At 64.1% G+C, this 26730-nt stretch carries 27 protein-coding genes; 2 read left to right on the top strand and 25 right to left on the bottom strand.

Annotated elements, in window-relative coordinates; all coding sequences use genetic code 11:
• Window positions 1-85: 85 nt before the first annotated feature.
• The 4 genes from ilvD to QME84_11305 all read right to left on the bottom strand — a co-directional run bounded on the left by ilvD (window position 86) and on the right by QME84_11305 (window position 4839).
• Window positions 86-1762, bottom strand: coding sequence for a dihydroxy-acid dehydratase (gene ilvD / locus QME84_11320; GenBank protein MDI6874854.1), 1677 nt, complete (start codon window positions 1760-1762; stop codon window positions 86-88).
• Window positions 1763-1956: 194 nt separating this feature from the next.
• A complete protein-coding gene (locus tag QME84_11315; protein ID MDI6874853.1) occupies window positions 1957-2955 on the bottom strand; it encodes an isocitrate/isopropylmalate dehydrogenase family protein in 999 nt (332 codons plus the stop codon).
• 98 nt (window positions 2956-3053) lie between these two features.
• On the bottom strand, window positions 3054-3551 hold the full coding sequence (locus QME84_11310; GenBank protein MDI6874852.1) for a 3-isopropylmalate dehydratase small subunit: 498 nt from the start codon (window positions 3549-3551) through the stop codon (window positions 3054-3056).
• Between the two features lie 34 nt (window positions 3552-3585).
• Entirely contained in the window at window positions 3586-4839 is a 1254-nt protein-coding gene (locus QME84_11305) for a 3-isopropylmalate dehydratase large subunit (GenBank protein ID MDI6874851.1), read from the bottom strand.
• 269 nt (window positions 4840-5108) lie between these two features.
• Between QME84_11305 and lpdA the strand changes: the two genes are divergently transcribed.
• Entirely contained in the window at window positions 5109-6518 is a 1410-nt protein-coding gene (gene lpdA, locus QME84_11300; GenBank protein ID MDI6874850.1) for a dihydrolipoyl dehydrogenase, read from the top strand.
• Between the two features lie 166 nt (window positions 6519-6684).
• On the top strand, window positions 6685-7068 hold the full coding sequence (gene gcvH, locus QME84_11295) for a glycine cleavage system protein GcvH (protein ID MDI6874849.1): 384 nt from the start codon (window positions 6685-6687) through the stop codon (window positions 7066-7068).
• 381 nt (window positions 7069-7449) lie between these two features.
• Here the strand turns inward: gcvH and QME84_11290 are convergent, their stop codons facing one another.
• The 21 genes from QME84_11290 to QME84_11190 form a co-directional block, all read right to left on the bottom strand.
• On the bottom strand, window positions 7450-8355 hold the full coding sequence (locus tag QME84_11290; protein ID MDI6874848.1) for a zinc ribbon domain-containing protein: 906 nt from the start codon (window positions 8353-8355) through the stop codon (window positions 7450-7452).
• Between the two features lie 17 nt (window positions 8356-8372).
• Entirely contained in the window at window positions 8373-9830 is a 1458-nt protein-coding gene (gene gatB / locus QME84_11285; protein MDI6874847.1) for an Asp-tRNA(Asn)/Glu-tRNA(Gln) amidotransferase subunit GatB, read from the bottom strand.
• Entirely contained in the window at window positions 9830-11299 is a 1470-nt protein-coding gene (gatA, locus tag QME84_11280; GenBank protein MDI6874846.1) for an Asp-tRNA(Asn)/Glu-tRNA(Gln) amidotransferase subunit GatA, read from the bottom strand. The genes gatB and gatA overlap by 1 nt, the downstream gene beginning before the upstream one ends.
• A 147-nt stretch (window positions 11300-11446) precedes the next feature.
• Window positions 11447-12166, bottom strand: coding sequence for a hypothetical protein (locus QME84_11275; protein MDI6874845.1), 720 nt, complete (start codon window positions 12164-12166; stop codon window positions 11447-11449).
• The gene (gene gatC / locus QME84_11270) at window positions 12159-12440 is read right to left on the bottom strand and encodes an Asp-tRNA(Asn)/Glu-tRNA(Gln) amidotransferase subunit GatC (GenBank protein ID MDI6874844.1); all 282 of its coding nucleotides are present in this window, start codon (window positions 12438-12440) and stop codon (window positions 12159-12161) included. Before gatC ends, QME84_11275 begins: the two co-directional genes overlap by 8 nt.
• Window positions 12441-12536: 96 nt before the next feature.
• A complete protein-coding gene (gene ligA / locus QME84_11265) occupies window positions 12537-14537 on the bottom strand; it encodes an NAD-dependent DNA ligase LigA (GenBank protein MDI6874843.1) in 2001 nt (666 codons plus the stop codon).
• A 338-nt stretch (window positions 14538-14875) separates the two neighbouring features.
• Entirely contained in the window at window positions 14876-15610 is a 735-nt protein-coding gene (locus QME84_11260) for a UPF0280 family protein (protein ID MDI6874842.1), read from the bottom strand.
• A 26-nt stretch (window positions 15611-15636) separates the two neighbouring features.
• Complete coding sequence (locus QME84_11255; GenBank protein MDI6874841.1) at window positions 15637-16065, bottom strand: hypothetical protein; 429 nt, start codon at window positions 16063-16065, stop codon at window positions 15637-15639.
• 154 nt (window positions 16066-16219) lie between these two features.
• Window positions 16220-16453, bottom strand: a complete 234-nt coding sequence (locus QME84_11250) for a hypothetical protein (protein MDI6874840.1) — start codon at window positions 16451-16453, stop codon at window positions 16220-16222.
• A gap of 124 nt (window positions 16454-16577) precedes the next feature.
• Window positions 16578-17018: a hypothetical protein gene (locus tag QME84_11245; protein MDI6874839.1), complete on the bottom strand. Its 441-nt coding sequence runs from the start codon at window positions 17016-17018 to the stop codon at window positions 16578-16580.
• 4 nt (window positions 17019-17022) lie between these two features.
• On the bottom strand, window positions 17023-19167 hold the full coding sequence (locus tag QME84_11240) for a complex I subunit 5 family protein (GenBank protein MDI6874838.1): 2145 nt from the start codon (window positions 19165-19167) through the stop codon (window positions 17023-17025).
• 91 nt (window positions 19168-19258) lie between these two features.
• On the bottom strand, window positions 19259-20773 hold the full coding sequence (locus QME84_11235; protein MDI6874837.1) for a proton-conducting transporter membrane subunit: 1515 nt from the start codon (window positions 20771-20773) through the stop codon (window positions 19259-19261).
• 19 nt (window positions 20774-20792) lie between these two features.
• Complete coding sequence (locus QME84_11230; GenBank protein ID MDI6874836.1) at window positions 20793-22277, bottom strand: monovalent cation/H+ antiporter subunit D family protein; 1485 nt, start codon at window positions 22275-22277, stop codon at window positions 20793-20795.
• A gap of 1 nt (window position 22278) precedes the next feature.
• Window positions 22279-22662 (bottom strand): cation:proton antiporter subunit C, encoded by a 384-nt coding sequence (locus QME84_11225; GenBank protein ID MDI6874835.1) that lies wholly within the window; start codon window positions 22660-22662, stop codon window positions 22279-22281.
• Window positions 22646-23395: an MnhB domain-containing protein gene (locus QME84_11220; GenBank protein MDI6874834.1), complete on the bottom strand. Its 750-nt coding sequence runs from the start codon at window positions 23393-23395 to the stop codon at window positions 22646-22648. Before QME84_11220 ends, QME84_11225 begins: the two co-directional genes overlap by 17 nt.
• Window positions 23392-23637 carry a DUF4040 domain-containing protein gene (locus tag QME84_11215; GenBank protein ID MDI6874833.1) on the bottom strand — a complete coding sequence of 82 codons (246 nt, stop codon included), beginning with the start codon at window positions 23635-23637 and terminating at the stop codon, window positions 23392-23394. Before QME84_11215 ends, QME84_11220 begins: the two co-directional genes overlap by 4 nt.
• On the bottom strand, window positions 23621-23947 hold the full coding sequence (gene mnhG, locus QME84_11210; GenBank protein MDI6874832.1) for a monovalent cation/H(+) antiporter subunit G: 327 nt from the start codon (window positions 23945-23947) through the stop codon (window positions 23621-23623). Before mnhG ends, QME84_11215 begins: the two co-directional genes overlap by 17 nt.
• A gap of 2 nt (window positions 23948-23949) precedes the next feature.
• A complete protein-coding gene (locus tag QME84_11205; GenBank protein MDI6874831.1) occupies window positions 23950-24222 on the bottom strand; it encodes a monovalent cation/H+ antiporter complex subunit F in 273 nt (90 codons plus the stop codon).
• Window positions 24215-24754, bottom strand: a complete 540-nt coding sequence (locus QME84_11200) for a Na+/H+ antiporter subunit E (GenBank protein ID MDI6874830.1) — start codon at window positions 24752-24754, stop codon at window positions 24215-24217. The genes QME84_11205 and QME84_11200 overlap by 8 nt, the downstream gene beginning before the upstream one ends.
• A 412-nt stretch (window positions 24755-25166) precedes the next feature.
• Window positions 25167-25796 (bottom strand): DedA family protein, encoded by a 630-nt coding sequence (locus QME84_11195; GenBank protein MDI6874829.1) that lies wholly within the window; start codon window positions 25794-25796, stop codon window positions 25167-25169.
• Between the two features lie 144 nt (window positions 25797-25940).
• Window positions 25941-26730 (bottom strand): AMP-binding protein (locus QME84_11190; protein MDI6874828.1); only part of this gene is annotated, 790 nt, incomplete at its 5' end.

Here is a 26730-nt window from a genome sequence, read left to right as displayed (position 1 = left end):
AAAACCATCCGGCGCGACTCCGCTACCAGCTCCTCCTCGGCGCTTCTCCAACTGGAAAAAGTTGTCATACGGTTATCCCGCCGCTCTATTCCCTCAGCCGGACGGCACCCCGGCTGGCGCTGGAGACCCGGCGCGCGTACTCCGCCAGGTATCCCGTGCGAACGCGCGGCTGCGGCGGGTTCCAGGCCTTCCGGCGCTCCTCGAGCTCCTCCTCCGGAACCTCCAGCCGTATGGCCCGGGCGGGGATGTCCAGCTCTATGACGTCCCCCTCCTTCACCAGGGCGATGGGTCCTCCCTGGGCGGCCTCGGGGGACACGTGCCCCACCGCCGCGCCTCGCGTTCCCCCGGAGAAGCGGCCGTCGGTCACCAGCACCACCTTCTCCGCCATCCCCATGCCGGCCAGGGTGGCGGTGGGGTTGAGCATCTCCCGCATGCCCGGACCTCCCCGCGGGCCCTCGTAGCGGATGACCACCACATCGCCCTCCCGTATCCTTCCCGAACGCATGGCCTCCACGGCCTCCTCCTCGGCGTCGAAGACCCGGGCCGGGCCGCGGTGGCGCAGGAGGTTGTCTGGCACCGCCGACTGCTTGACCACCGCCCCCTCCGGGGCCAGGTTCCCCCACAGGACGGCCAGCCCCCCCGTGGGCATGTAAGGATCTTCCACCGGGCGGATGACCTCCGGGTTCAGGGTGCCCTTCCCCTCCAGGAGGTCCCCCAAGCGATCGGCGGCCACGCAGGGAACCTCGGGGTCTATAAGCCCCTTCTTTAAAAGCTCCCCCATCACCGCCGGGATGCCTCCCGCCTCGTCCAGGTCCTGCATGTGATAACGGCCCCCGCCGGCGGGGCTTATGCGCGCCAGGTTGGGGACGGCGTCGCATACCTCCTGGATCTCCCGCAGGTCGATCTCCACTCCCGCCTCGTAGGCCAGGGCCAGGAGGTGGAGGATGGTATTGGAAGAACCGCCGATGGCCATGTCCACGGCCAGGGCGTTGCGCAGGGAGGCTTTGGTAATAATATCCAGGGGACGCCGGTCCTTGCGCAGCATCTCCATCACCGCCAATCCCGCCTCCTTGGCCAGCCGTATGCGGCGGGCATGGGGGGCGGGCACCGTCCCGTTCCCCGGCAGTCCCAGCCCCACCGCCTCGGTGAGGCAGTTCATGGAATTGGCGGTGAAAAGCCCGGCGCAGCTCCCGCACCCGGGGCAGGCCGCCTCCTCCAGGCGGGCCAGCTCGGCGGAATCCATGAGTCCCGCCTCCACCGCGCCCTGGGCCTCCATGACGGTGATGAAGTCCACGTCCCTGCCGGCATGCCTCCCGGCCAGCATGGGTCCCCCGCTCACCACCACGGTGGGGAGGTTGAGGCGGGCCGCGGCCATGAGCATGCCGGGGACGATCTTGTCGCAGTTGGGAATGAGCACCAAGGCGTCGAAGCCGTGGGCCTGCGCCATGAGCTCGATGCTGTCGGCGATGGCCTCCCGGGAGGGCAGGGAATAGCGCATGCCCGCGTGTCCCATGGCGATGCCGTCGCATATGCCGATGATCCCGAACTGCATGGGGGTCCCCCCGCCCATGCGCACCCCGGCCTTCACCGCCTCGGCCACCTGCTGCAGGTGCAGGTGCCCCGGCACCACCTCGTTGGCGGCGCAGGCAACGCCCACCCAGGGCTGGTCTATCTCCCGGTCGATGAAGCCGTCGGCCTTGAGAAGCGACCGGTGGGGAGCCCTGGATAAGCCTTTCTTTACGGCTTGGCTCCTGAGTTCCAAGGTTTTCCTCCTGGAAAGAGGGTATGAAATACCGCGAGTCCACGTAAAAGTGGTTGTTCTTTGTATTATTTAGATATTGCGGGGAACCGTCAAGGCATTCTTTCCCTTCGGGCCGCAGATCCTTCCCGGACTCTGCTCCGGCGTGAAGACACCGAAGGCGTTGGTCTGTACCCCACGGCGTTCCCCGCGCCGCCTCAAAGCTTTTCTATGATGGCATCGGCCATCTCCGAGGTCCCGGCCTCCCCTCCCAGGTCGTAGGTGACCCGCTTGCCCTCCCGGATGACCTCGGCCACCGCCCGGTAGATGCGCTCCGCGGCCTCCGTCTCCCCGAGGTGGCGGAGCATGAGCACCCCGGAGAGTATCTGGGCCGTGGGGTTGACCTTGTTCATGCCCGTGTACTTGGGGGCGCTGCCGTGCACCGGCTCGAAGACCTGGATCTGGTCCCCGATGTTGGCGCTGGGAGCCACCCCCAGCCCCCCCACCAGCCCGGCGCAGAGGTCGGAGATGATGTCCCCGTAGAGGTTGGGCATCACCAGCACGTCGTAGAGGTGCGGCTTCTGCACCAGCTGCATGGCCATGTTGTCCACGATGCGGTCCTCGAACTCGATGTCCGGGTATTCGGCGGCCACGGCGCGGGCCGTCTCTAAAAAGAGGCCGTCGGTGAACTTAAGGATGTTGGCCTTGTGCACCGCGGTGACCTTGCGCCGCCCCTCGCGGCGTGCATACTCGAAGGCGAAGCGGCAGATGCGCTCCGAGGCCCGGCGAGTGATGAGCTTGACGCTCTCCGCGGTGTCCTCATCCAGCTTGCGTTCTATGCCCGCGTAAAGGTCCTCGGTGTTCTCCCTCACCACCACCAGGTCGATGTCCCGGTAGGGCGAGCGCACCCCCTCCAGGCTGCGGGCGGGGCGCAAGTTGGCGTAAAGGTCCAGCTCCTGGCGCAGGGCCACGTTGATGCTCCGGAAGCCGGAGCCCACCGGCGTGGTGATGGGCCCCTTCAAGGCCACCCCGTTGGCACGGATGGAATCCAGCACGTGGGCCGGAAGCGGTGTTCCATATTTTTCCATGACTACGGCGCCCGCCTCCTGGACGTCCCACTCGATATCCACCCCCGCGGCCTCGATGACTCTGCGGCAGGCCTCCACGATCTCCGGTCCGACCCCGTCGCCGGGGATCAAGGTCACTCTCCTCGCCACCTCGAACCTCCCTTGTCCCGAAGCGGCCTCTCTTCCGGCCACCCTGGCCTCCCCCGCTTAGGCAGCCCGGGGAAGGTAAAACGAAGGATATGAGAATATCACAGCTTGAATCCGCTGTGCTTCTTGAGGTAGGCCGTAAGCCCCCCCTCGCGGAGGATGTCCATCATCACCGGGGGCAGGGGCACGACGTCCATGGTCGTTCCCTGGGTGAGATTGGTCACCCTCCCCGCCCCCAGGTCCACCTCCAGCTCGTCCCCGTCCCGGATGCCCGAGGTGTCGCATTCCACCACCGGCAATCCCTTGTTGATGGCATTGCGGAAGAAGATGCGGGCGAAGGAACGAGCCAGCACGGCGGCCACCCCGGCGTGCTTGATGACCAGGGGAGCCTGCTCCCGCGAGGAACCGCACCCGAAGTTGCTCCCGGCGACGATGAAATCCCCGGGCCGTACCTTCTTCACGAACTCCGGGTCCAGGTCCTCCATGCAGTGGCGGGCCAGCTCGTCCATGTCCAGGGTCTTGAACTTGTACTTACCGGAGATGATGTAATCGGTGTTGAGGTCGTCCCCGAAGACGTGGGCCCTGCCCCGCAAGACCAGGTTCTCGGCCATCTCAAGACACCCGCCCTTCTCCTCACAACATGCGCCGGGGATCGGTTATCTTCCCTGCCACCGCGCTGGCGGCCACCGTGGCCGGGCTGGCCAGGTAGATGAAGGCCTTGGCGTTGCCCATGCGCCCCTTGAAGTTGCGGTTGGCGGTGGAGATGACGTTCTCCCCGTCGGCGGGCACCCCGTTATGGGTACCCACGCAGGGCCCGCAGCCCGGGGTCACCAGGGCCGCCCCCGCCTCCACCAGCCTCTGGATGACGCCCTTCTCCATAGCCCTCAGGAGCACCTGGCGCGATGCCGGGGCCACTACCAGACGGACCTCCGGGCTCACCCTCCTCCCGGCCAGGATGCGCGCCGCTTCCTCGAGGTCCTCCAGCCTTCCGTTGGTGCAGGTCCCGATAACCGCCTCCTGGATGGGTATGCCCTCCACCTCCTCCACCGGTTTCACGCTGTCCACCCGGTGGGGCACCGCCACCTGGGGACCGAGGTCCGAGAGGTCGAACTCCAGGACCTCCCGGTAGGAGGCGTCGGGGTCAGGCGATGCCGGGCGCGGGGCTCGCGAAGCCCTGCCGGAAAGCCATTTCATGACCTTCTCGTCCGCTTCCATGAGGCCGGCCTTGGCTCCCATCTCCACGGCCATGTTGGAGAGGGTGAAACGGGCTTCCACGGACAGGGAGGAGACGATCTCGCCCCCGTACTCCACCGCCAGGTAGGTGGCCCCGTCGGCGGTGAGCTTCCCAGCCAGGAAGAGAGCCACGTCCTTGGAGTAGACCCCCGGCTTCAGGGTTCCCCGCAGTTCCAGCCTCAGGGTCTCCGGCACCTTGAACCACAGGCTCCCGCTGAGCATGGCCGCGGCCAGGTCCGTGGACCCCACCCCAGTGGAGAAGACGTTAATGGCCCCGTAGGTGGTGGTGTGGGAATCCGCCCCCACCACGATGTCCCCCGGAACCACGTGACCCTGTTCCGGGAGAAGGCAGTGGCACACCCCGCATCCCACGTCGTAGAGGCCCACCCCCTGCTCGGCGGCGAAGCGGCGCATCATGGCGTGCAGGTTGGAAACTCCTTCCAGGGGGCTGGGAGCGCTGTGGTCGATGACCAGCACCACCCGGGAGGGATGCCGCACCCTGCGACCCCCCATCTCCTCGAAGGCCCGGATGGCCAAGGGGGAGGTGCCGTCCTGGCCCATCATGAAGTCCACCTCGGCCACCACCAGCTCCCCGGCGCGCACCTCGCGCCCCAGGTGGGCGGAGAAGATCTTCTCGGTGATGGTCAAACCCATCCTGGTGTCCTCCGGCGATCCTCGCGACTTCCGACGCCCTTGCGGCGTCCACGGCGTTCCCCAACGTTCCCCCACATTATTCATGACCGCCGGTTTTTTGCCAAGGGCTTCGCCTCTCCGCAGGCGGGCCGCCGAACCCGCTTCCGGTGGCCATTTTCCCTTTTCCGCGTGATAAAATAGCTTGGATGCGCGCCCGGACGCGAACCGGGGGCGCACGCGATACAAGGACCGTTTCCCGTCAGCCGGAACTATGTCCGAAGGAGGAGATCATGGCAGCCGAGAAGCAACAGGCCAGACTGGTGATCATCGGCGGGGGCCCCGGGGGCTACGTGGCGGCCATCCGGGCGGCCCAGCTGGGAAGCGGCGTGGTCCTGGTGGAGAAGGACCTCCTGGGAGGAACCTGCCTCAACCGGGGGTGCATCCCCACCAAGGCCATGCTGGCCTGCGCCGAGGTGGTGGAGACCATAAGGGAAGCGCACGAGTACGGGGTCCGGGTCGGCGAACCCGTCCCTGACCTTAAGGCCATGGTGGAACGCAAGGACAAGGTCAGCGCCCAGCTACGCAACGGTATCGCCCAGCTGCTCAAGGCGAACAAGGTGGAGGTGGTGAAGGGCACGGGAAGGCTCGCCTCCCCCAACCAAGTCATCGTGGAGACGGAGGAAGGGGAAAAGATCATCGAGACCGAGAAGGTGATCATCGCCACCGGCTCCGAGCCCGCCCGGCTTCCCACCTTCGACTTCGACCAGCCGGCCATCCTCACCTCCACGGAGGGGCTGGAGCTCACCGAGATACCCAAGTCCCTGATCATCGTGGGCAGCGGGGTGGTGGGCTCGGAGTTCGCCACCATCTACAACGCCCTGGGGACCAAGGTGACCATGGTGGAGCTCATGCCCCGCATCCTGCCCACCGAGGACGAGCGCATCTCCCAGCAGATGAAGCGCATCCTCAACAAGAAGGGCATCGAGATCCTGACCGAGGTGACCATCGAGGAGATGGTGGAGTACCGTCCCGACGGCGTGAAGGCCAGGCTCTCCACCGGCGATATACTGGAGGCGGAGAAGCTCCTGGTCTCCATCGGTCGCTCTCTCAACTCCTCCGGCCTGGGCCTGGAGGAGGTCGGCGTAGAGCTGGGCAAGCGGGGCGAGATCGTGGTCAACGAGCGTATGGAGACCAGCGTACCCGGCGTCTACGCCATCGGCGACGTGGTGGGAGGTATACTCCTGGCCCACGTGGCCTCCTTTGAGGGCATCTGCGCCGCGGAGAACGCCATGGGTCTGGAATCCAGGATGGACTACGACGTGGTGCCAGCCTGCATATTCACCGAGCCGGAGATAGCCAGCGTGGGCCTGACCCCGGCCAAGGCGGAGGAGCGGGGCATCGAAACCCGCATCGGCCGCTTCATGTTCGGCGGCCTGGGCAAGGCGCTGGCCATGGGCAAGGGCCAGGGTTTCGTCCAGCTGGTGGTGGACGCCTCCACGGACAAGGTCCTCGGGTGCCAGATAATGGGGCCCCATGCCTCGGACCTCATCCACGAAGTGGCCTTGGCCATCCGCATGGGGGTCACGGCGGAGGACATGGGGCGCACGGTGCACGCCCACCCCAGCCTGGCCGAGGCCATCATGGAGGCGGCGGAGGCGGCCCACGACCGCGCCATCCACGCCGCTCCCGCAAGGAAGTAGGCAGGCGTGATCATCCCGGGCGTCGGCGTCGACGACGGCGGGGTCATCGGCGGATATCCACCCCTCCACCCGAACCCGCCCAGCTACCCGGAAAAGATGTGGCGCGGAGAATGAGGTTGGGATATGATGGCATCGTCGTAACCGTACGGACTGGAGGTGAAGACAGATGTACCCGGAGGATCTGAAGTACCATCCCGAGCACGCGTGGGCCAGGATCGAGGGAGACATGGCCACCCTGGGTATCACCTACTACGCCCAGGACCAGCTGGGCGAGATCGTCTTCCTCGAGCTTCCCGAGGTGGGCACGGAGGTCAAGGCCGGTGAGCCCTACGCGGAGATCGAGTCGGTGAAGTCGGTATCCGACGTCTACAGCCCGGTGAACGGGGTTATCGAGGAGGTCAACCAGGAAGTTGTGGAGGCTCCGGAGATCATCAACGAGGACTGTTATGGCGCCGGGTGGATGGTCAAGGTGAAGCTCGGCAACCCCTCCGGGGTTGATGACCTCCTGGACGCCGCGGCCTATGAGAAGCTGGTCTCCGAGGAAAGCTGAACCCTCCGGGCAAGAGGGAGTTGCCTCCAGGCGACTCCATCCCCGGGATCCGTTAAACCAGGAGGCGATAGAGAAGGCGGGCGCGCGCCCGCCTTCCTTTATCTCCGCTTCATGCCCTTGTCCGCCGTTTCCACTCCCACGGCACCCGGCGGGCCAGGTGGGTTCGGCGTTTCGCAATGCGGAGAAGCCGGTCCTCATGCGTTTCCCCGCTTCCGGAACCCAGTGGGCCGGGCTGGAAACGCATTAAAAAGCATGGACCGACCAACCGAGGTAGGGGTCACTTCCGGCGACCGTGGCGGATGGCGCACGGGAGGTAAAGGCGGAGCAACCAAGATCCATTCAAAGCCCGGGAGCGTGCCGGGCATGATGAGGGGGGTTTCCTCAGGTGACCACTTCCGCGGGGCTTCCCTCATCCTTTTCCTGCAGCCGTTCCTCCATCTCCCGCCACAGTTCCTTAAGATCTTGAAGCTCCCGGTCGTCGAGACCCATATCCTTCATCAGCTCTTCCAAAAGCCCCCGGATATCGGAATCCTCGAACAGTTCCATTTCCTCTTCGGGACTTAGATTCTCATCCATGATCTCGTTGATGGGGTCCTCGGTGAGGTACCAACTGCCCTCCCTCTTCGTCATTCTGAACCGCATGGGATCCACTCCCAGGTCGAAATCCTTGTTCCAACCCAAGACGGAGAAGGAAAGGCTCCCAGCGGTGGTGACCACCACTGCGTTCTGGGCATCTTCGTGTTCCACCCTCAACTTCACGTCCGAAAAGCTGACCTTCACCAAGGACATCGCCCATTCGAACACTCCACGCGTATCCAGCCCCAAATCCTCCAGGTTCGCTCGATCCTCGGCGGTCAAATAATACGGGTCGAAACATTCCTCCATGGCCTCGACGTCCTTTTCCTCCAGGGCCCGCATGTATTTCCGAGCCAGGGATAACGGGTCTCCGACGTCGCCTCCTCCCCTCCAAAGGGCGAGGTAAAGCACCAGGAGCACGGCCCCCGCGACCAGGAGCACCCCACCGATCATTCCCAGGACCAGGGCCAGGCGCTTCCTCCCCGACGCGCCGGGGGCGACGCCGGGAGCCGCGGCCGCCGCCTCCGCTCCCAGGGGCCGGGCAAGCGACGAATCTCCCCCATCCACTGCCTGCTTCGCTACCGCCGCCCGCTCAGCCTCGGCCGGCCGGTCATCTCCACCCCCCCGAAGGTCGGCACCGCACGCGGTACAGAAGGAATCTCCTTCACGGGCTTCCTTTCCGCAGCGTGGACAGAACCTGCCCCTATCCATCCTCTACCTCATATGCTTCATCCGTCTTCCCTTAGTTTTACGGCCAGGATCTCGTTCACCATCTGCGGGTTGGCCCTGCCCTTTGTCCTGCGCATGACCTGGCCCACCAGGAAGCCCAGGGCTTTCTCCTTGCCCTTGCGGTAATCCTCGACCACCTTGGGATTTTCTACCAATACTTCCTCCACCAGGCGCTCCAGCTCCCCGCGGTCGCTTATCTGGGCCATGCCCCGTTCCTCCACCACCTCCATGGGACGCCGGCCACTCTCCAGCATATCCTCGAGCACCGACTTGGCCATGGTGACGCTCACCGTCCCCCTCTCCACCAGGAAGATGAGCTCCGCCAGCCGGTCCGGCGTCACCTTGAGGTCCCCGATCTCCAGGGCCCTCGCGTTGAGGAAGGCGGATATCTCGCCCATCATCCAGTTGCTCACCGCCTTGGGCGGGGCTCCCGCGGCCACGGTGGACTCGAAGTAATCTCCCATGGCCTTGGAGGAGGTGAGGAGGGCGGCGTCATGTACGGGAAGCCCGTATTCCTCGCGGAAACGGCGGCGCCTTTCCGCCGGAAGCTCCGGGAGAGAGGACCTCACCTCCTCGATGAACCCGCGATCCAGCTCCAGGGGGACCAGGTCGGGTTCCGGGAAGTAGCGGTAGTCGTAGGCGTATTCCTTGGTCCGCAGCGGCGTGGTCACGTTGGCGTCCGCGTCCCAGTGGCGGGTCTCCTGGACGATCTCGCCGCCGTTTTCCAGTATTTCCCTCTGCCTTGAAATCTCGTAATCCAGGGCACGGTAGAGGGCCCGGAAGGAATTCATGTTCTTTATCTCCGTCTTGACCCCCAGCTCCGAAGAGCCCCTGGGGCGGAGGGAGATGTTGGCGTCGCAGCGCAGGCTTCCCTCCTCCATCTTGCAGTCGGACACCTCGAGGTGCTCCATGATGCTCTTCAGCTCCTGCATGAAGAGGCGGGCCTGCTCCGGGGTGCGTATGTCCGGCTCGGTGACGATCTCCAGGAGCGGCACCCCGGCCCGGTTGAAATCCTCCAGGCTGTACTCCGAGCCGTGGATGCGCCCGCTCTCGCTGGCGTGCACCGTCTTGCCGGTGTCCTCCTCCATGTGCACCCGGGTGATGCCCACCCGGAAGGGTCCGTCCTCCGTCTCCAAGTCCAGGTAACCGCCGACGCCCAGGGGCAGATCGTACTGGGATATCTGGTAGTTCTTAGGCATGTCGGGATAGAAGTAGTTCTTGCGGTGGAAGATGCACCGGTCGGCTATCCGGCAGTTGAGGGCCAGGGCCAGGCGCACGGCCAGCTCCACCGCCCGCCGGTTGAGCACCGGAAGGACACCGGGAAGGCCCAGGCATACCGGGCAGGTCTTGGTGTTGGGCTCCCCTCCGAAGGAGGCGTCGCAGGGGCAGAACATCTTGGAACGCGTCTTCAGCTCGGCGTGGATCTCCAGCCCTATGACCGCCTCGTAATCGCCCATCATCCCACCCCCCTTCCGGCCGGCGGCCTTTCCCGGAAACCGATGGCCTCCTCCATGGCCCAAGCCACGCGGAGCAGGGTGGCCTCGTCCAGAACCTTGCCCATGATCTGGAGCCCCACGGGGAGGCCGTCCTCCAGGCCGCAGGGGATGCTCACCGCCGGGATGCCCGCCAGGTTCACAGGTATGGTGTACACGTCGGAGAGGTACATGGCCAGCGGATCCTCGACCTTCTCCCCCAGGCGGAAGGCCGGGGTGGGGGAGGTAGGACTTACCAGGACGTCGTAGCGCTCGAAGGCCCTTCGGAAATCGCCCAGGATGAGGGTACGCACCTTCTGGGCCTGGCCGTAATAGGCCTCGTAGTACCCGGCGGAAAGGGCGTAGGTGCCCAGCATGATGCGCCGTTTCACCTCGGCCCCGAAACCGCTGGCCCGGGTCTTTCCGTACATTTCCAGCATGTCCTCCCCCTCTACCCGCAGCCCGTAACGCACCCCGTCGTAGCGGGCCAGGTTGGAGCTGGCCTCGGCGGGGGCGATGATGTAATAGGCGCTCAGGGCGTAATCCAGGTGGGGCAGGGTGGCCTCCTCCACCTCGGCTCCCAGTTCCTGGAAAATGTCCAGGCAGCGCTCCACGCATTCCCTCACCCCGGTGGTGAGGCCCTCCTGCATGAGCTCCCGCGGCACTCCCACCCTCATCCCCTCTATGCCTCCCTCGATGCCCTTCAGGTAGTCGGGAATTTCGACCTGGAGGGAGGTGGAGTCCCGGGGATCGTGCCCGGCGATGAGGGACAGGAGCAGGGCGCAGTCTCGCACGTCCCGGGTTATGGGACCCACCTGGTCCAGGGAGGAGGCGAAGGCCACCAACCCGTACCGGGACACCAGCCCGTAGGTGGGCTTCAACCCCACCAGGCCGCAGAAGGAGGCCGGCTGACGGATGGACCCACCGGTGTCCGAGCCCAGGGCCCAGACTGCCTCGCCGGCGGCCACCGCCGCCGCCGAGCCGCCGCTGGAGCCGCCGGGCACCCTCTCCAGGTCCCAGGGGTTGCGGGTGGGGCCGAAGGCGGAATTCTCGGTGGAGGACCCCATGGCGAATTCGTCCATGTTGGCCTTGCCTACCATGGTCAGGCCTTCCTGGCGCAGGCGGTGGACCACCGTCGCGTCGTAGACCGGGACGTAATTCTCCAGGATGCGAGAGCCGCAGGTGGTGGGGATGCCCCGGGTACAGAGCACATCCTTCACGGCCATGGGGATTCCCGCCGCCGGTCCGGGATCCCGACCTTCGGCCAGGGCGGCGTCCACCTCCCGCGCCGCCTTCTCCGCTTCCTCCAGGGTGAGGGTGATGTAGGAACGGACGCGCTCCTCCACCTCCTCCACGCGAGTCTTCACCGAGCGCAAGATCTCCACGGCGGAGACCTCCCTCCGGCGAAGCATTTCTTTCAGTTCCCAAGCCTTGGCTTCGTACAGTTCTCCCATTTATCCCCTCGCCTCCGCCTTCGACATGAAGGAAGCACACCACCTAAAAGATGCATCGTATGGCTTTACCATTTAATCCCACCGCTTCCGTTCCCGTGAAGGTGGAAGCCATGCAATTCACGGGACATCTCGCATGATTCTACCATTTTATTCCATCGACTCCGTGGACTCGCTCCGATTCCACCGCCTTCCCGCCACCCCCCAGGCGAGGACCAGCGCCCCCGCCAGGTCGGCCAGCTCCACCAGGGGCACGCGCGCCTCCCACCATCCCCGAGCCCCCAGGATGCCGCCCAGGACATTAGCATAAAAGAGGATGAGCAGCGCGGCCAGGATGACGCCCATCCTCTGGGCCTCCTCGCCGTGACCCTCCCGGCGCAGTTCCCTGAGGAGGACGGCTATATAATAGATGGCCAGCAATGAATATATAAGGAGCGCCGCCGCCACGATCCAGGCCGCCGGAGAGGAGTTGTCCAGGACCCAGGCCCGGCTCCGCCGGGAGAACATGGAATGCCCGTTTGCCAGCGCGGCGGCGGCGGCCAGCTGCAAGGGCAGGGACCAGAAATAGGCCCGGTAATCGACGTTCCTCCCGAAGGAACGCGCGAAGAGGAAGACGAAGAAGGCGCTCGCCACCATGAGCACCGAGGTGGCCTGGAAAAAGGACAGGCTCACCGTCCGGTCCCCGACCCACCAGGACACCGCGGAGAAAACCGCGGAGAGGGCGGCGGCCAGGAGCCACAGCAGAAACCAGAGGCCGATCTCCCCCCTGACCCCGCTCCGGAAGCGGAACCAGAGGGCGATTCCCGCCAGCACCGAGGCGGTGGCGAGGAGCAGGATGGGGCTCACCGGCCTCCCCACCACCTCATACAATCCTGGGGACCACGAAGTACCCGCCCTCGCGGCGGGGAGCGTTGGAGAGGGCCTCCTCCTGCGTCAGCCCCGGCTCCACGACGTCCTCACGCATGACGTTACGCAGGGGAACCACGTGGGAGGTAGGCTCAACGTCCGAGGTATCAAGCGATTTTATCTTTTCCGCGTGCTCCAGGACCTGCCCCAGCTGCCGTGTGAACCGCTCCTTCTCCTCCGCGGTCAGCTCCAGGCGGGCCAGCCAGGCCACGTACTCCACGTCCTTCTCGGTGATCATCGAAACATCCTCCGCTTCTTACATCGCCTCGATTCCCATGAAATAAGGGGGCTCGCTTACATTCAGGCCCATGATATACCCCGGTCGCCCGCGCGGCTACTCCCGCAAGAGCTCGAGGAATTCCTGCTCCCCGATTATCCTCACCCCGAGCTCACGCGCCCTTTCGTACTTGCTCCCCGGGTCGGCCCCAGCCACCACGTAGTCCGTCTTGCGGCTCACGCTGGAGCTGACCCTACCCCCCCTCTCCTCTATGGCCCTCCGTGCTTCCTCCCGGGTCATGGAGGACAAGGCCCCGGTGAGGACGAAGGTCAAGCCCTCCAGGGGGCGCGGACCTTCCTCCACCTCCTCCTCCATATTCACCCCGGCCTCCCTGAGGCGCCGGATGAGTTCCAGGTTGCGTGGCTCGTCGAAGAAGGCCCGCACGCTCTCGGCAATAGTGGGGCCGATCTCCTCCACGGACAGCAGCTCCTCCATCCCGGCCCGCGCCAGCTCGTCCATGCTCCGGAAACGCCTGGCCAGCACCTCGGCCACGTGGGCACCTACGTGGCGGATCCCCAGGGCGAAGAGCAGGCGTGAGAGCGGCCTTTTTTTGCTCTGGCGTATGGCGTTCATGAGGTTGGAGACCGACTTCTCCTTGAAACCGGTGAGGGTGTAGAGCTGTTCCTCGGTCAGGTAGTAGATGTCCTCCACGGAGCGCACGTAACCCTTGTCCATGAGCTCCCGGATGGTGGCCGGGCCCAGTCCCTCGATGTCCATAGCCCCCCGGGAGGCGAAATGGAGGAGGCTCTCGAAGAGCCGGGCCGGGCAGTCCACGTTCACGCACCTGGCCACCACCTCCCCCTCCGGGCGGTACACCTTCCCCCCGCAGGCCGGGCAGCGGTCGGGCATGACGAAATCCCGCTCCGTCCCGTCCCGCAGCTCCACGATGGGCTTGATGATCTCGGGGATGACGTCCCCTGCCTTGTGCACCAGGACCACGTCGCCTATTTTTATCCCCTTGCGGCGTATCTCGTCCTCGTTGTGGAGGGTGGCCCGGGAGACCGTGGAGCCCCCCACGAAGACCGGCTCCAGCACCGCGGTGGGGGTCAGTGCCCCGGTACGACCCACGTTGACCACGATGTCCAGGAGACGGGTGGTCTTCTCCTCGGCGGGGAACTTGTAGGCCACCGCCCAGCGCGGGGCCTTGCTGGTGGCCCCCAGCCTCTCCCTCACTTCCAAGGGGTTGACCTTGATGACCGCTCCGTCCACCTCGTAGGCCAGCTCGTCTCTCCTGGCTATCCAATGCTGGCAGAAATCCAGGATCTCTTCCACCCCGTCAGCCGGCTTCCAATGCTCGCTGACGCGGAACCCCCAAGCGGCGATCTGCTCCAGCACCTCGCGGTGGGTGCGGAATTCCCATCCTTCCACATACCCGATCTCGTAGCAGATGAGGTCCAGGTTGCGGGAGGCGGTAACGCGGGGATCCAGCTGGCGCAGGGAGCCGGCGGCCGCGTTGCGCGGGTTGGCGAAGGGAGGCTGCCCTTCCTCCTCCCGCTGCCGGTTGAGCTCCAGGAAGGCCTCCTTGGGCATGAAGACCTCACCCCGGATCTCCAGGTAGGGAACCGGACGCTCCCCGAGCAACCGCAGGGGAAGGGACTTGATGGTCCGTAGGTTGGCGGTGACATCCTCCCCGGTCACGCCATCGCCGCGGGTGGCCCCGCGCACGAAGACCCCGTCCTCGTAGGTCAGGGCGATGCCCGCCCCGTCTATCTTCAGCTCGCAGACGTAATCCGTCTTCCCCACCTGATTTTCCACCCGTCGGATGAAGGCCCGCAGCTCCTCCTCGTCGAACACGTTGTCCAGGCTCATCATGCGTGCCCGGTGCTGTACCGGCTGGAAGGCCTCCGCCGGGGGGGCACCCACCCTTCGGGTGGGGGAATCGGGGGTGACCAGCTCCGGGTATCTCTCCTCCAGCTCCACCAGCTCGCGCATCAGGCGATCGTATTCCTCGTCGCTGATCACCGGGTCGTCGAGCACGTAGTAGCGGTAATTGTGGTAGTTGAGCTCCCGGCGCAGCTCCTCCGCCCTTCTTTCCGCCTCTGCCCGTTCCAAGCTCATCGCTTCCCCCCTACCGAATCCGCCGTATCCATTAATTTTATACACCATAAGGAGAGCTACCGCAGTTTACGTGGGTCGAAAAGGCACCGTCTTCGGGGTTTGCGTGGACGGCGCACAACCCCAATGTACGGGTACCCGCTACACCAAGGAAGAGCAAGGGGAAGCACCTGCAATGACGGTGATTTCAGCTCGATTCACTTCCACCAGGTCGAGAGCGCGAGAATGCATGGCCGGATTCGTATACGCGGACCCGAGCCCGCGAAGGCATATCGCTTCGGCTTAACCCCATGGAAACTCTACCCAATAATAGTCTGCAGTGGGAAAACATGGCCCTTCGTCTATCCGGTTTTTTCCAGCCGGAGGTCTCCCCTGACCCCCAGCCTGTCCCCCATGATGACCAGGCAGCCTGATACCCCTTCCAGGCCGGCCACGTATGCCAGAGCCTCCTCCATGTCTTCGGGAGACTTGACCCGGTTTCCCAGGGCGGTGGCGGCAGCGTCAGCCAGGCTGGCGGTTTCCGCCACCACCAGGGCGGCGTCGGCTGCCCCGGCGCTGTACGACGGCCCCACGGTGGCCGAGGAAGTGCATATCCCCAGCCCTTCGGGAGGCGTGGGTCCCACCACCAGGGCCAGGCGCCCGCTGAAGGGGGATTCCCCGGCGAAGACGCCTATGCGCCTCTCCATCCTCGAACGGAGAAAGATATCCCCGCCGTTCTCCACCATCAGTTCCGGCGACAGGGGCAGGAGGTCCCGGCCCACCATCTCGGCCACCGCACCCGCCACGGCGGCCATGGGACCCACGCCCGCGCGGGCCGCCGCCTCCGCCATGCACCGCACGATACCCGGGGCGTCCTCGGGAACCGGGTAAGGGAGGAAGGTGGTGGCGAAGGGGGGCTGGCGGGCCATGAACTCCTCCAACAGGGAGCGATGCCGCAGTAGCGAGTCACGGGCCTCCCGGCGCAGATCGCGCACCGCCCAGATGAAAAGGTCGCTCTCCTTTATCCTGACCTGAAAGGAGACCAGGCCTTCCGCCCACATTTGCCGGCGGTAAAAGCGGTGGATATATTCCCTCATGCCCTGGTTCTTTCATGCCCTGGATCTCACAGGCCGGCCAAGCCGATCTTGGGGAGGACCATCCAGGAGATGAAAGCCACGTAGAGGAAGAGGCCCAGGAGAAAGGCCGTGGCCTGGCCCAGGAGCAGAGCCTGTTCCACCCTGTATCTCTCCATGTCCATGCCCGAGGGGGCTGCGCCGGATACGGTTTCCCCCTCACCTCCCCCCTCTCCTTCGCTCTCCTCCGTTCCCGCAGAAGGGCTGCCGTCTCCAGCGCGGCCCACCATGTTCACCACCCCCAGGACGATGGAGAGGGTCAGGGTTACCCAGGAGGCGAAGAGGAGGTAGCGCGTCCACTGGTTGGAGGTGAAATTGGCCAGCCAGGAACCGGAGATGAGGATGATGATGGACAGGGGTATGAAGACCACCGCCAGGGCGGTCAGCCATCGCGCCGCGCCGGATTGCTTGTCGTTCATTTCCTATACCTCCCTCGGATCTAACCTTCCAACCGTATCACACTGGGCTCAAGCCGTTGAATCCACAGCTGTAAAGGTTCAGTCCCTTATGCGGGTATTGCTTAAACCATTCCGGTCAAGCCATTTAATGCGGAACTACAAAGGTTTAACCCCCTCATCCTTCCTTGCTCTGCCGGTCTTCCTCTCCCGCCTTGCGCCGGGTGACCACCACCACGGTGATCACCGCGGCCAGGATGGCCAGCCAGATGGCGGCTATGGTCACCACCAGCTTTACCGAGCCCCCTCCTTCGCCCTCTCCGGCCTCCTTCCCCTCCGCCTGCGCCACGGAAAGGCCGGCCACGAGCAGCAGGACGACCGCGAGAACCAGAACCGCGACTCTCTTGCCCATGATCACCCTCCACGTCATCCCTTTCTTCGTCCCCCGAATCTCCTTCCTCGGCCCTTCAGGCCACCCTCATGGCAATTAATGAAATGATCTCTGGAAGCGACCGGCGATTTATTTCTTCAGCCGTTCAGACCAGCCTCATGATCAGCAAGGCCACCAGGGCCACGGCTATGGCCAGGGCGCCCAGGGCGATGTCCCGGTTCAACCGCCGGGCGGCCTCGGGCAGCATGCGGCGCGTCTCTCGCCGGAACCTCCTCCAGTCTCTCTTGAAGGCCACCTTGGCCCTCTTCTTGAATTTGGCATAACTCCATCCCCCGCTGGCCAGGAAGGCTTGAAATCTCCTGGCCGCCCGCACGTACCAGTACTCGATACGCGCCTCCCGGGGATAGCGCAGGGAAAAGGGGTCGAACTTGAAGAACTTCAGGTCGAAGAGATCGGAAGCCGCGGCGTAGAGGAGCACCGCCATCCCGGCCAGGGCGGCGATGAAGGCCGCGAAAAGGTCCCTCCCCAGGTTGTTGGTCGCCGTCAATCCCAACATGGCCCGCATGGTCTCCTCCACCATTGTCATTTTTTCACATCAGGCGCATGATCAAGAAGAGGGTGAGGGATACGGCTATGACCAGGGCGCCCACGGCGATGTCCCCCTGGTACTCGCGAATGCGGGGCAAGAGCTCCCTCCGTGCGTTCCCGTATAGCTGGATCGCCTGCCGGCTCACCCAGGAGACCGGACGCGCGGTCAGTGAGGGATAGATAACCTCCCTCACCGCGTAAACGGCGGCCTCGGCACCCCTCCTGCACAGGGAGACAACGCCCTCCTTCACCGGCGCGTAGGTCCTTTTTCCCCAGAAGAGGAGTCTCAGGGAACCCCGTGCCGCGGCCAGGTACCAGAAATCCACTCCCAGCCAGCGCGGCAGCCGGAACTGGAAGAGGTCCGGTCCCCGCCTGCGCACCTTCAGCAGGTCCGGCCAGGCCCCCAGCACGAAGACGCCGAGGCCGATGGCCAAGGGGATGAAGATCTCCCTGATGTTGGACCACAGGAAGATGGGGGTATGGGCCAAGTGTTCCACGTAGTGGGCGTCGAGGCCCGGCACCGTGCCCGCCGCCGGTCCCACCAGCCGCCGCAGGAGCAGGCCCGGGAAAAGCCCGTTGAAGAGAACCCCCGCCGCCAGCAGCCCCGAGCCGGCCAGCATCCACCCAGGGGCCTCCCGGACGTGCTCCAGGTGGGAGGCGTGCTCCGGGTCCGGCCTCCGAAAGAAGGTGTAGTAGGTCATCTTGGTGATGTAGCCGATGGTACCGCCGCTGGTAATGATGAACATGATTTCAGCGGCCTTCACCCAACCCGCGGTGGCCAGGCGGGCGCCCTCCGCCAGGTGGTGGGACTCGAGTATGGCGTGGTGGAGCAGGGTCTTGGAGACGAACCCGTTTCCCAGGGGTATGCCCATGATGCCCAGGGCGGCGATACACCAGAAGAGCGTGGTCAGGGGCATGCGCCTCCAGAGTCCGCCCAGCTTGAACATGTCCAGCTCGTGGGCACAGAAGAGGACGGAACCCGCGGCTAGGAAGAAACAGCCCTTGAAGAAAGCATGGTTGATGATATGGTAAAGGCTTCCACCCATGCCCATGGCCCCCTCCGCGCCCAGGTACCCCAGGCATCCCAGTCCGAAGAGGATGTAGCCCATCTGGCTGACGCTGGAATAGGCCAGGGTGCGCTTGATGTCCCTCTGCACCAGGGCCAGGAGCATGCCGATGAACATGGTGGCCACGGCGATCCAGATGACGGCGAACCCCAGCATGCGCACGTCGGCGGCCAGGCCACCGGCGGTGTGGACGGCTCCCTCCGCCCCATGCCCCGCCGCGGCGTGCCCCTCAGCACCGTGGGCTGCCGGTGATTGCAGGAAACTGAGCACCGTCCTCAGGATGCCGTAGGCACCCGCCTTGATCATCACCCCGGAGAGCAGGGCACTGGCCGGAGAGGGCGCGGCGGGATGGGCGTCGGGCAACCAGATGTGCAGGGGCACCATGCCCGCCTTGACCCCGAAGCCGGCGATGAGCAGGACGAGGGCCACCACCTTGAAGGGACCGGTGAGCCAGGCGCTCTCCACGAGGGGCCGGAAAGAAGTGGTCCCCGCATACCCCAGGTAGAGGAATATGCCCCCGATGAGGCTCAGCCCCCCGATAACGGTCATGCCTATATACTTGGCCGCCGCGGCTCGAGCCCGGGGGGTCTCGGAATGGATGACCAGGAGGTAGGCCAGAAAGCCCATGGCCTCGAAAAAGAGATAAAGGCTGAAAAAATCCTGCACCATGAAGACCCCCAGGGTGGCGGCCTCGGTAAGGAGCATGAAGAGGAAGAAGCGGGTACGCTTGTGCTCGTGATCCATGTACCGGAAGGCGTGCACCGAGGCGGCGAACCACAGGATGGAGGCGAAGAAGGCGAAGAAAGCCCCCACGGCGTCCACCTCCAGCCCACAGGAGAACTTCTCCCCCAGGCGCAGGAAGCCCAGCTCGAAGTAGACCGGACCTTTCCCCACCACTCGCGCCAGGAGGGAAGCCACCACCGCCACCGTGCTTCCCGTGCTCAGCACCGCCGACCAGTTACGCCAGCGGGGCTTCCTCTCTCCTCCCGCGGCCGCCCCCACCGCCCCCAGGAGGGGGAGGAGCAAAGCCAGCGCTGGCAAGAGGCTGAAGGACAGGACGGCTAACTTCTCCTCGTGCACTCCCGGAACTCACCCCTCAGCGAAAAACCCGTTGATAACCCCCAGGTTCTCTCCGGCTCCGCAGTCGAAAAGGTTCAAGGCAGCTCACCTCTCAGCGGAAGATGATGTTGACCACCTTGCTGACCAGCGAATAGGGGAAGCCGGGCACGTTGCTCCAGATGCCCACGACGACCACCAGGGCGGCCAGGATGACCACCGGGACCACCAGCTTGTGGTCGGCCTCCTTGCCGAAGACCAGCTTGGGATGGTGTCTCTCCCCGTGCTCGTCGAGCTCGTCACCCTCCCAACGGAAGAAGGCGATGTAGATAATGGGCAGGAAATAGGCTGCGTTGAGCAGGGCGCTCACCAGGAGCACGACAATGTACACCGGAAGCCCCGCCTCCAGGGAACCGCTTCCCAGCAGCCACTTGGTAACGAACCCTACCGAGGGCGGCGTACCCATCATGGCCAGGGCGCAAACCGAGAAGCAGATCATGGTGATGGGCAACTGGTAACCGATGCCGGCCATCTCACTGATGTTCTTCTTGCCCGTCTTCACCAGGATCACCCCAGCGCAGAGGAACAGGCAACCCTTCATGAGGGCGTGGTGGGTGAGGTGCATAACCCCGCCCAGGGCCCCGTCGTGGGCCAGCATGGACAGCCCCAGGATGATGTAGGAGACCTGCCCGATGCTGGAGTAGGCCAGGCGCCGCTTGAGGTTGTCCTGGGTCAGGGCGAAGACCGATGCCACCACGATGGTGATGCAGGCCAGCACGGCCATCACCGGGTAGACCTTCAGCTCCCGCATCAGGTCTACCCCGAAGACGTTGAAGCACACCCGAATGATCCCGAAGGCTCCCGCCTTGAGGATGACGCCCGAGAGCAGCGCGCTTGCCGGAGAGGGCGCCGCGGGATGGGCGTCCGGTACCCATCCGTGCAGGGGCATGATGGCCGCCTTGACGCCGAATCCGGCGAGGTAGGTGAAGAAGACGGTCATCAGGGCCGCCTTGGAGGCCATCTCCAGGCTCAGCACCCCGTACCTAGAGAACGCCAGCTGCCCGTCTCCCCAGAAATAATGGGCCACGATGGCGAAGAAGAGCACCGTGCCCGCGGCAATGGCGTAAACCAGGTACTTGTAGCCCGCACGGCGGGCCATGGTGGTCTCCTCGTGGATGATGAGGGGATAGGACCCGAAGGTCATCATCTCGTAAAAGATGAAGTAGGTGAACATGTTGGCCGAAAAGGCGCAGCCCAGGATGAAGGACTCGCACAGGGCCATGAAGGCGAAGAAGCGGTTGTGTTTGTGGTCTATGTAGCTGATGGAGTAAACCGTGGCCAACATCCACAGGAAGGCCAGGATGAGGCCGAAATAATATCCCAGGGTGTCCACGGTGAGGCGCATCTCCAGGTTCTCCACCACGCTGGCCAGCTTGATGGTGTAGGTGTTGCCGTCCAGGATGCCCGGAAGTATGGAGAGCACCACCCCGAAGGTGGCCAGCGAACCCAGGAAACACAACCACAGCCGCAGTTTTTCCGCCCGCTTGGGGAAGGCCAGGATGGCCAGCAGCGAAATCCAGGGCAGCAGAACGGCTACCAGTGGGACTACCGAAAAGGTGCTCTCTCGCATCGACTACCCCCTTATCCGCTCATAATAAATACGTCGCAGCCTTGAGCAACGATGGTATCAGCAGGGAGGAGAAGACGCCGAAGAAGAGCGTGGCCAGGGAGAGTGCCCAGACCGGCGCCAGCATGGCCGGCGGCGCGTCATGCCAGTACTCCTCCCAGGCGCCCTCCTTACCCGCCTGGAAAAACATGTAATAAAGGACCCGGAGGCAGTAAACGGCCGCCAGGATGCTTCCCGCAAGCAGCACCGCCGCGTACAGCCACTTGCCCCCCTCCACGTTCCCCAGGATGAGGTACCATTTGCTGATGAACCCCGCCGTGGGAGGGATGCCGATGACCGAAAGGGAGGCCAGGGCGAAGGCGAAGCAGGTCCAGGGCATCTGGCTCCAGGCCCCCTTCAGATCCTCTATCCTCCGGTATCCCTTCAGGTAGATGAAGTTTCCGGCACACAAAAACAGGCAGGCCTTGGCCAGGCCGTGATCCAGCATGTGGTACATGGCCCCGGTCAGCCCCTCCGCAGTGAAGGCGGTGAGGCCCAGGAATATGTAGCCGATGTGGCTCACCGTGGAATAGGCGATCATCATCTTAAGGTCCTTCTGCAGGATGGCCATGATTCCCCCGTAGAGGACCGCCGCCGCCGCCGCCACGCCCACCGCGTCCGCCGTCCCCATCACCAGGTCCGAGGCCCGGAGGGTGAAGATGGAGAAGGTGATGCGCACCAAGGCGAAGGCACATACCTCCACCAAGAGCCCGGAGAGGAGGGCACTGATGGGCGAGGGGGCGATGGAGTGGGCGTCGGGGAGCCACATGTGCAGGGGGAAAAGGGCCGCCTTGACCCCGAATCCCACCACCAGGAGGATGTAGGAGACGATGAGCACCTCCGTGTAACCCGATTCGGCGATGCGCCCGGCCAGGTCGGCCATGTTCAGGGTCCCGGTGACGGAATAGAGGAACCCTATGGCCAGGAGGACCATGATGGAGGAGGGTGCCCCCATGAGGATGTACTTGAAGGCGGCGCGCACCGCGTTGCGGTTGCCGGTTATGGCCACCAGGGCATAGGAGGAGAGGGCCAGGATCTCCATGAACACGAAGAGGTTGAAGATGTCCCCGGTGGCCACGAAACCCAGCATGGCACCGGACATGAGCAGGTACAGTACGTAATAGGCGGTGCGCCGTCCGCCGCTGACCTCTTTTTCGATGTAGTGTCGCGAATATACCAGGGCCAGAAAGGTTATGCCGCACACCACCAGCATCAGGAACAGGCCCACGTAGTCCAGCCGGATCTCGATGCCGAAGGGCGGCTCCCATCCTCCCATGTGATAGCTGAGATAACCATCGGAAGGTATCCGGCCGATGAGAAGTATCCCCAGCAGGGTGGATGTCCCCAGGGGAAGGAGGGCGGCGTAGGGAACCCATCTCTCCCTCACGTATCCCAGGAAGGGCAGGAGCACCGCCCCCAGGAGGGGCACGGTGATCATGAAGATGGGAAAGTGCCTCCAGGCCCCCAACTCAATCCCCCTTCCCGCTCTCCGCGGCCTCCGGCTCCTCCTCCCGCATGAGCCGGTCCACGTCCAGGGTGCCATACTGGCGGTAGAGGAGGATGACCATGGACAGGGCAAGGGCGGTCACGCTCACCGCCACCACGATGCCGGTGAGGATGAGGGCCTGGGGGATGGGGTTGACCATGCGGGAGGGGTCGGCCCCGCCGGTGCGGATGGGAGCGATGCCTCCATCCAGGTATCCCAGGGAGATGTAGAAGAAGAAGACCGAGGTCTCCATGATGTTCAGGCCGATGAGCTTCTTGATGATGTTGCGGCGCACGATGACCGTATATAGCCCCAAGCAGAAGAGGATCATAGCCGCCGCGTAATGATAGTTATGAAGAAGGCGCAATTTCCTCCTCCTCCCGGATCATGGCGAAGAGTATGGAGGTGAGCACCATGGCCCCTCCTAGGCCGATACCCACCTCCACCAGAACGGTCAGCCACACCACCAGCGAGGGGTGCAGGCTCCGGGACACCCTTGGCCAGGCGTAGGTCAGGAAATTTCCCCCGCCCACCAGCCCCAGGGCCCCCACCAGGAAGAAGCCCATCACCGCCGCCCCCTCCAGGGAAGCGCGCACCTTGAGGGGTATCCTCCTCGAGGATTCGTAGAGCCCGAAGATGGTGGTGAAGATGATCATGCTTCCCCCGATGACGGCACCTCCTTGGAAGCCACCCCCCGGCGAGGTCTCGCCGTGAAGGATGGTATACACGGAGAAGAGGATGATGAAGGGGACCATGAAGCGCACCATGGTCTTCACGATGGTGGAGGAGGGGACCTCCGAACGGTCCACGAAACCGTGTATCACCCCCCTTCTCTCCCTCCCCAGCACGGCCAGCACGGCGGCCAGGGCGCAGAAGATCACCGTCACCTCCCCCATGGTGTCGTATCCGCGGTAATTAAGGATAATCCCAGTTATCACGTTGACCGTATGGGTCTCCTCCTCCGCCCTCTCCAGGTAGCGGGGGATGACGTGGGTGGCGGTAGGATTGTCCGGATCCCCCATGGGGGGCATGCCGGCCACCACGTAGAGGAGCAGTACCGCCAGGGCGACGATGAAGAGCAGGGAGGCGACGCGCTTCATTCCTCCTCCCTCCTCCGGGTCTTGAAGATGGTGATGACGAAGAGCACGGTGGTCACCCCCGCCCCCACCGCCGCCTCGGTGAGGGCCAGGTCGGGAGCTTGCAGCCTCTGCCACATGAGGGCCATGATGAGGCTGTACACGGAGAAGATGATCACCGCTGCCAAAAGATCCCTGGCGGTAACCGCCAGGACGGCGGTGGCCAGAAGCAGGAGGATGAGAACCAGGTTAAGCGCCGTGCCCATCTTCCGTCACTTCCTTTTTCTTCCAGTAAGGTATGTTCCGGCGCAGGGCGGAACGGCCGATGGCGTGCCCGCAGGTGGCACTGGAGAGCAGCAGGAAACAGGCGATGAACACCAGCTTCAGCAGGTCCCAGGACCACCCGTTGTGCACCGCCATGCCCAGGATCACCGAGCAGGCCCCCAGGGTATCGCACTTGGTGGAGGGATGCAGGCGGGTGAAGAGGTCGGGCATACGCAAAAGTCCCGTGGTTCCCAGGATGAAAAAGAGGGTCCCGATGCAGCAAAAGACGCCGGCCACGATATCCCTGGCCATCCTCAACCCGCCTCCTTCCAGCCCTCCGCCTCCAGGTAACGGCTGAGGGCCACGGTGACCACGAAGAGCAGCAGGGCGTAAACGATGGCCACGTCCAGGAAGTAGTTCTCGGCCAGGATATAGGTGACCAGGACGACCACCACCAAGGTCTTGGTGCCCACGATGTTCACCCCCAGCACCCGGTCCTGGGTGGTGGGCCCCACCGCGGCCCGGTAAAGGCAGATGAAGGCGTTAAGGCCTATGACCAGCGCGATGGCGGTGAGTAACTTATCCATCTTCTTCCCCCTGACTCATTCCCTTCACCCCGAAGAGCCAGGCCACCAGTGCCTCCAGGCCGGCAAGTCCTTCCTCGTGGTAAGGACAGAGGCAATGCACGTTGAGGACGTCGCCCTCAAGCTCCACGGTCACCGTTCCCGGAGTGAGGGTTATGGAGTCGGAGAACACCGTGCGAGGGAGGTCCCCGGGAAGATAGGTTCGATATTCCACGATGCGCGGATCGATGGGCAGGCGCGGATCGATGATTATCTTGGCCACGTCGATGTTGGCCTTGATGATCTCCCACACCAGCCGCACCATGAAGACCGGGAGGCGGAGGAGAACCGCGGGGGTGATGCACGGATCGAGGGCCCTACCCAGAAGGGCGACGGTCAGGGTCCCCACGAAGGCCGCACATACCGCGCCCATGACCAGTTCATGCAGGGCCAGGGAGGCGGTGAGGACGATCCAGAAGGCCAGGAGAAGGACGAAGAGAAGCAGCTTGCTTCGAAGTGCGCGACCGCTGGTCAATTCCCTGCTCCCGATGTTCATCCGAAATCTGGACCGAAACCCGCTGAGACGCCTAAAATTGGCGATATTTTAACACGGTGCCCCCCTCCGCGCAAAACAACCGGGCGAAGCTCCTGCTTCGAACGAAAATTTCAGCAAGGGTACCCCGTTTCCCTTCTCGCCCGTCCACGAAGAGACGCGCGCACCAGTAAATACCCGTAGCGGATACCTTCCGACAACACCTTCAGCAAGGGTACCTTTCTTCACCTTTCCCCTTCTTATCGTGCGCGATCACTCCACGGATACTCAGCGAATAAACGGAACGGGCGGTAATGGAACCCCTCTTCCCTTCTTGCCCGCTCACGACGCTAGGCGGGACAGGTTTCCTCCGCGGAAATCATCCGGGCATACCGCCCCGCGGGAGGACCCGCGGGAGGATGTCCGGCGGGACGGTTTACTCCGTCAGCCGTTCCGCCCGGCGCCGGGCCAGGTACCAGGCGGCGGCGACCATGGCCAGGAGGGCCAGGAGGCCCCAGCCCAGGGCGTCAAAGATGCGGTCTATGGTCCTCCATTGGGTTCCCAGGAAATATCCCAGGCAGGTGAAGAGGGCGCTCCAGAGGATGATGCCCGGTATATCGAAACCCAGATAGGCTCCGAGGGACATCCGGTTGATGCCCGCGGTGACCGGGATGAAGGCATCCACCCCGGAGAGCATCCTGCCCAGGATAACGGTCAGGCCCCCATAGCGGCGGAAATACCTCTGGCCCCTGTCCAAGCCCAGCATTACCCGGGGCCGGTCCCGGTACCTGGATATGAGGCCCCGTCCCAGGCGGCGCCCAATAAAGAAACCTATCAGGTCCCCCAGCAGGGCAGCCACCACGGCGGTGGCGGTGACCATGAGCGGATTTAATTCCCCGTGAGCGGCGTAGAAGCCGGCCAGGAGGAGTACCATGGTACCGGGAGCGATCCACCCAGTGAGAAAGAGGCTCTCCAGAAACACCCCTCCGAAGACGATGGCGTAACCCCAGTAGGAGAAAAGGGGCATGAAAAAATCCAGTATCCGGTCGACGAGGGAGCCTTGCATGCCCCCATTATACACGGTATCCGCTGGAAGGGGCCTTCCGGGAAGCTCCTCAGGGCCTTCGTCGTTGCCGGCGTGAACTGGAAGAGGCCTCGAGCATCCCGGCGATTTACAGAGGGGCTATGCACCTATCCCCGTGGCGTCTTTTCAGCCCTCCTCCTCGATGAGGTCCTTGAGGATCTGTCCCGAGGGGTCCTTCTTGAAGGACTTGACGAAGACCACGAACTTGGGGGTCTTGTAATAGGGCAATTTCTCTTCGCAGTATTCAAGGACCTGTTCCTCGGTGAGGTTGGACCCGGGCTTGAGCTTTACGTAGGCCTTGACCTCCTCGCCCAGGTACTTGTTGGGCACACCCACCACCGCGGCCTCGGAGATGAGGGGATGAGAGACGAGGACCTCCTCGATCTCCCGCGGGTAGATGTTGAAGCCTCCGCGAATGATGAGGTCTTTCTTGCGCCCCACGATGAACAGATACCCGTCGCTGTCCATGTAGGCCATGTCCCCGGTGTACAGCCAGCCGTCCTTCAGGACCTTGGCCGTCTCCTCCGGCTTGTTGTAATAGCCTTTCATCACGTTGGGGCCGCGGACGATGATCTCCCCGACCTCTCCTCTCTCCAGCTCTCTACCCTCCTCGTCGACCACCTTCACCTCGACGTCCTCCGGGGGCACCCCTATGGAACCCAGCTTGTAGGTCCCCTCCAGGGGCTGCATGGTCACCAGGGGAGCGGTCTCGGTCAGCCCGTACCCCTCATAGATGCGGCTCCCCAGCTCGTTATTCCAGCGCTCCATGACGTCACGCGGGAAAGGCGCACCGCCGCAGGTCCACAGCCTCACCGAGCTCAGGTCGTACTGGTAGATGAGGGGGTGGTTGAGGATATAGACGTACATGGTGGGAACGCCCATGAACACGGTGACCTGTTCGTGCTGAAGGGACTTG

It is taken from the genome of Actinomycetota bacterium (assembly GCA_030019255.1).
In the GTDB taxonomy this organism is placed as follows: Bacteria; Actinomycetota; Geothermincolia; order Geothermincolales; family RBG-13-55-18; genus Solincola_A.
The sequence above is the reverse complement of the archived record's forward strand: the minus strand, read 5'-3'. Positions and strand labels throughout refer to the sequence as shown.

Coding starts and splice junctions, on each gene's coding strand:
- QME84_11220 (MDI6874834.1), bottom strand. CDS start 23,395: ATGAAGCGCGTCGCCTCCCTGCTCTTCATCGTCGCCCTGGCGGTACTG.
- QME84_11305 (MDI6874851.1), bottom strand. CDS start 4,839: ATGGGTTTGACCATCACCGAGAAGATCTTCTCCGCCCACCTGGGGCGC.
- QME84_11290 (MDI6874848.1), bottom strand. CDS start 8,355: ATGGATAGGGGCAGGTTCTGTCCACGCTGCGGAAAGGAAGCCCGTGAA.
- QME84_11260 (MDI6874842.1), bottom strand. CDS start 15,610: ATGAGGGAATATATCCACCGCTTTTACCGCCGGCAAATGTGGGCGGAA.
- QME84_11250 (MDI6874840.1), bottom strand. CDS start 16,453: ATGGGCAAGAGAGTCGCGGTTCTGGTTCTCGCGGTCGTCCTGCTGCTC.
- gcvH (MDI6874849.1), top strand. CDS start 6,685: ATGTACCCGGAGGATCTGAAGTACCATCCCGAGCACGCGTGGGCCAGG.
- lpdA (MDI6874850.1), top strand. CDS start 5,109: ATGGCAGCCGAGAAGCAACAGGCCAGACTGGTGATCATCGGCGGGGGC.
- QME84_11205 (MDI6874831.1), bottom strand. CDS start 24,222: ATGGATAAGTTACTCACCGCCATCGCGCTGGTCATAGGCCTTAACGCC.
- gatB (MDI6874847.1), bottom strand. CDS start 9,830: ATGGGCGATTACGAGGCGGTCATAGGGCTGGAGATCCACGCCGAGCTG.
- QME84_11200 (MDI6874830.1), bottom strand. CDS start 24,754: ATGAACATCGGGAGCAGGGAATTGACCAGCGGTCGCGCACTTCGAAGC.
- mnhG (MDI6874832.1), bottom strand. CDS start 23,947: ATGGCCAGGGATATCGTGGCCGGCGTCTTTTGCTGCATCGGGACCCTC.
- QME84_11255 (MDI6874841.1), bottom strand. CDS start 16,065: ATGAACGACAAGCAATCCGGCGCGGCGCGATGGCTGACCGCCCTGGCG.
- QME84_11245 (MDI6874839.1), bottom strand. CDS start 17,018: ATGACAATGGTGGAGGAGACCATGCGGGCCATGTTGGGATTGACGGCG.
- ligA (MDI6874843.1), bottom strand. CDS start 14,537: ATGAGCTTGGAACGGGCAGAGGCGGAAAGAAGGGCGGAGGAGCTGCGC.
- gatA (MDI6874846.1), bottom strand. CDS start 11,299: ATGGGAGAACTGTACGAAGCCAAGGCTTGGGAACTGAAAGAAATGCTT.
- QME84_11195 (MDI6874829.1), bottom strand. CDS start 25,796: ATGCAAGGCTCCCTCGTCGACCGGATACTGGATTTTTTCATGCCCCTT.
- QME84_11215 (MDI6874833.1), bottom strand. CDS start 23,637: ATGGGCACGGCGCTTAACCTGGTTCTCATCCTCCTGCTTCTGGCCACC.
- QME84_11235 (MDI6874837.1), bottom strand. CDS start 20,773: ATGCGAGAGAGCACCTTTTCGGTAGTCCCACTGGTAGCCGTTCTGCTG.
- gatC (MDI6874844.1), bottom strand. CDS start 12,440: ATGATCACCGAGAAGGACGTGGAGTACGTGGCCTGGCTGGCCCGCCTG.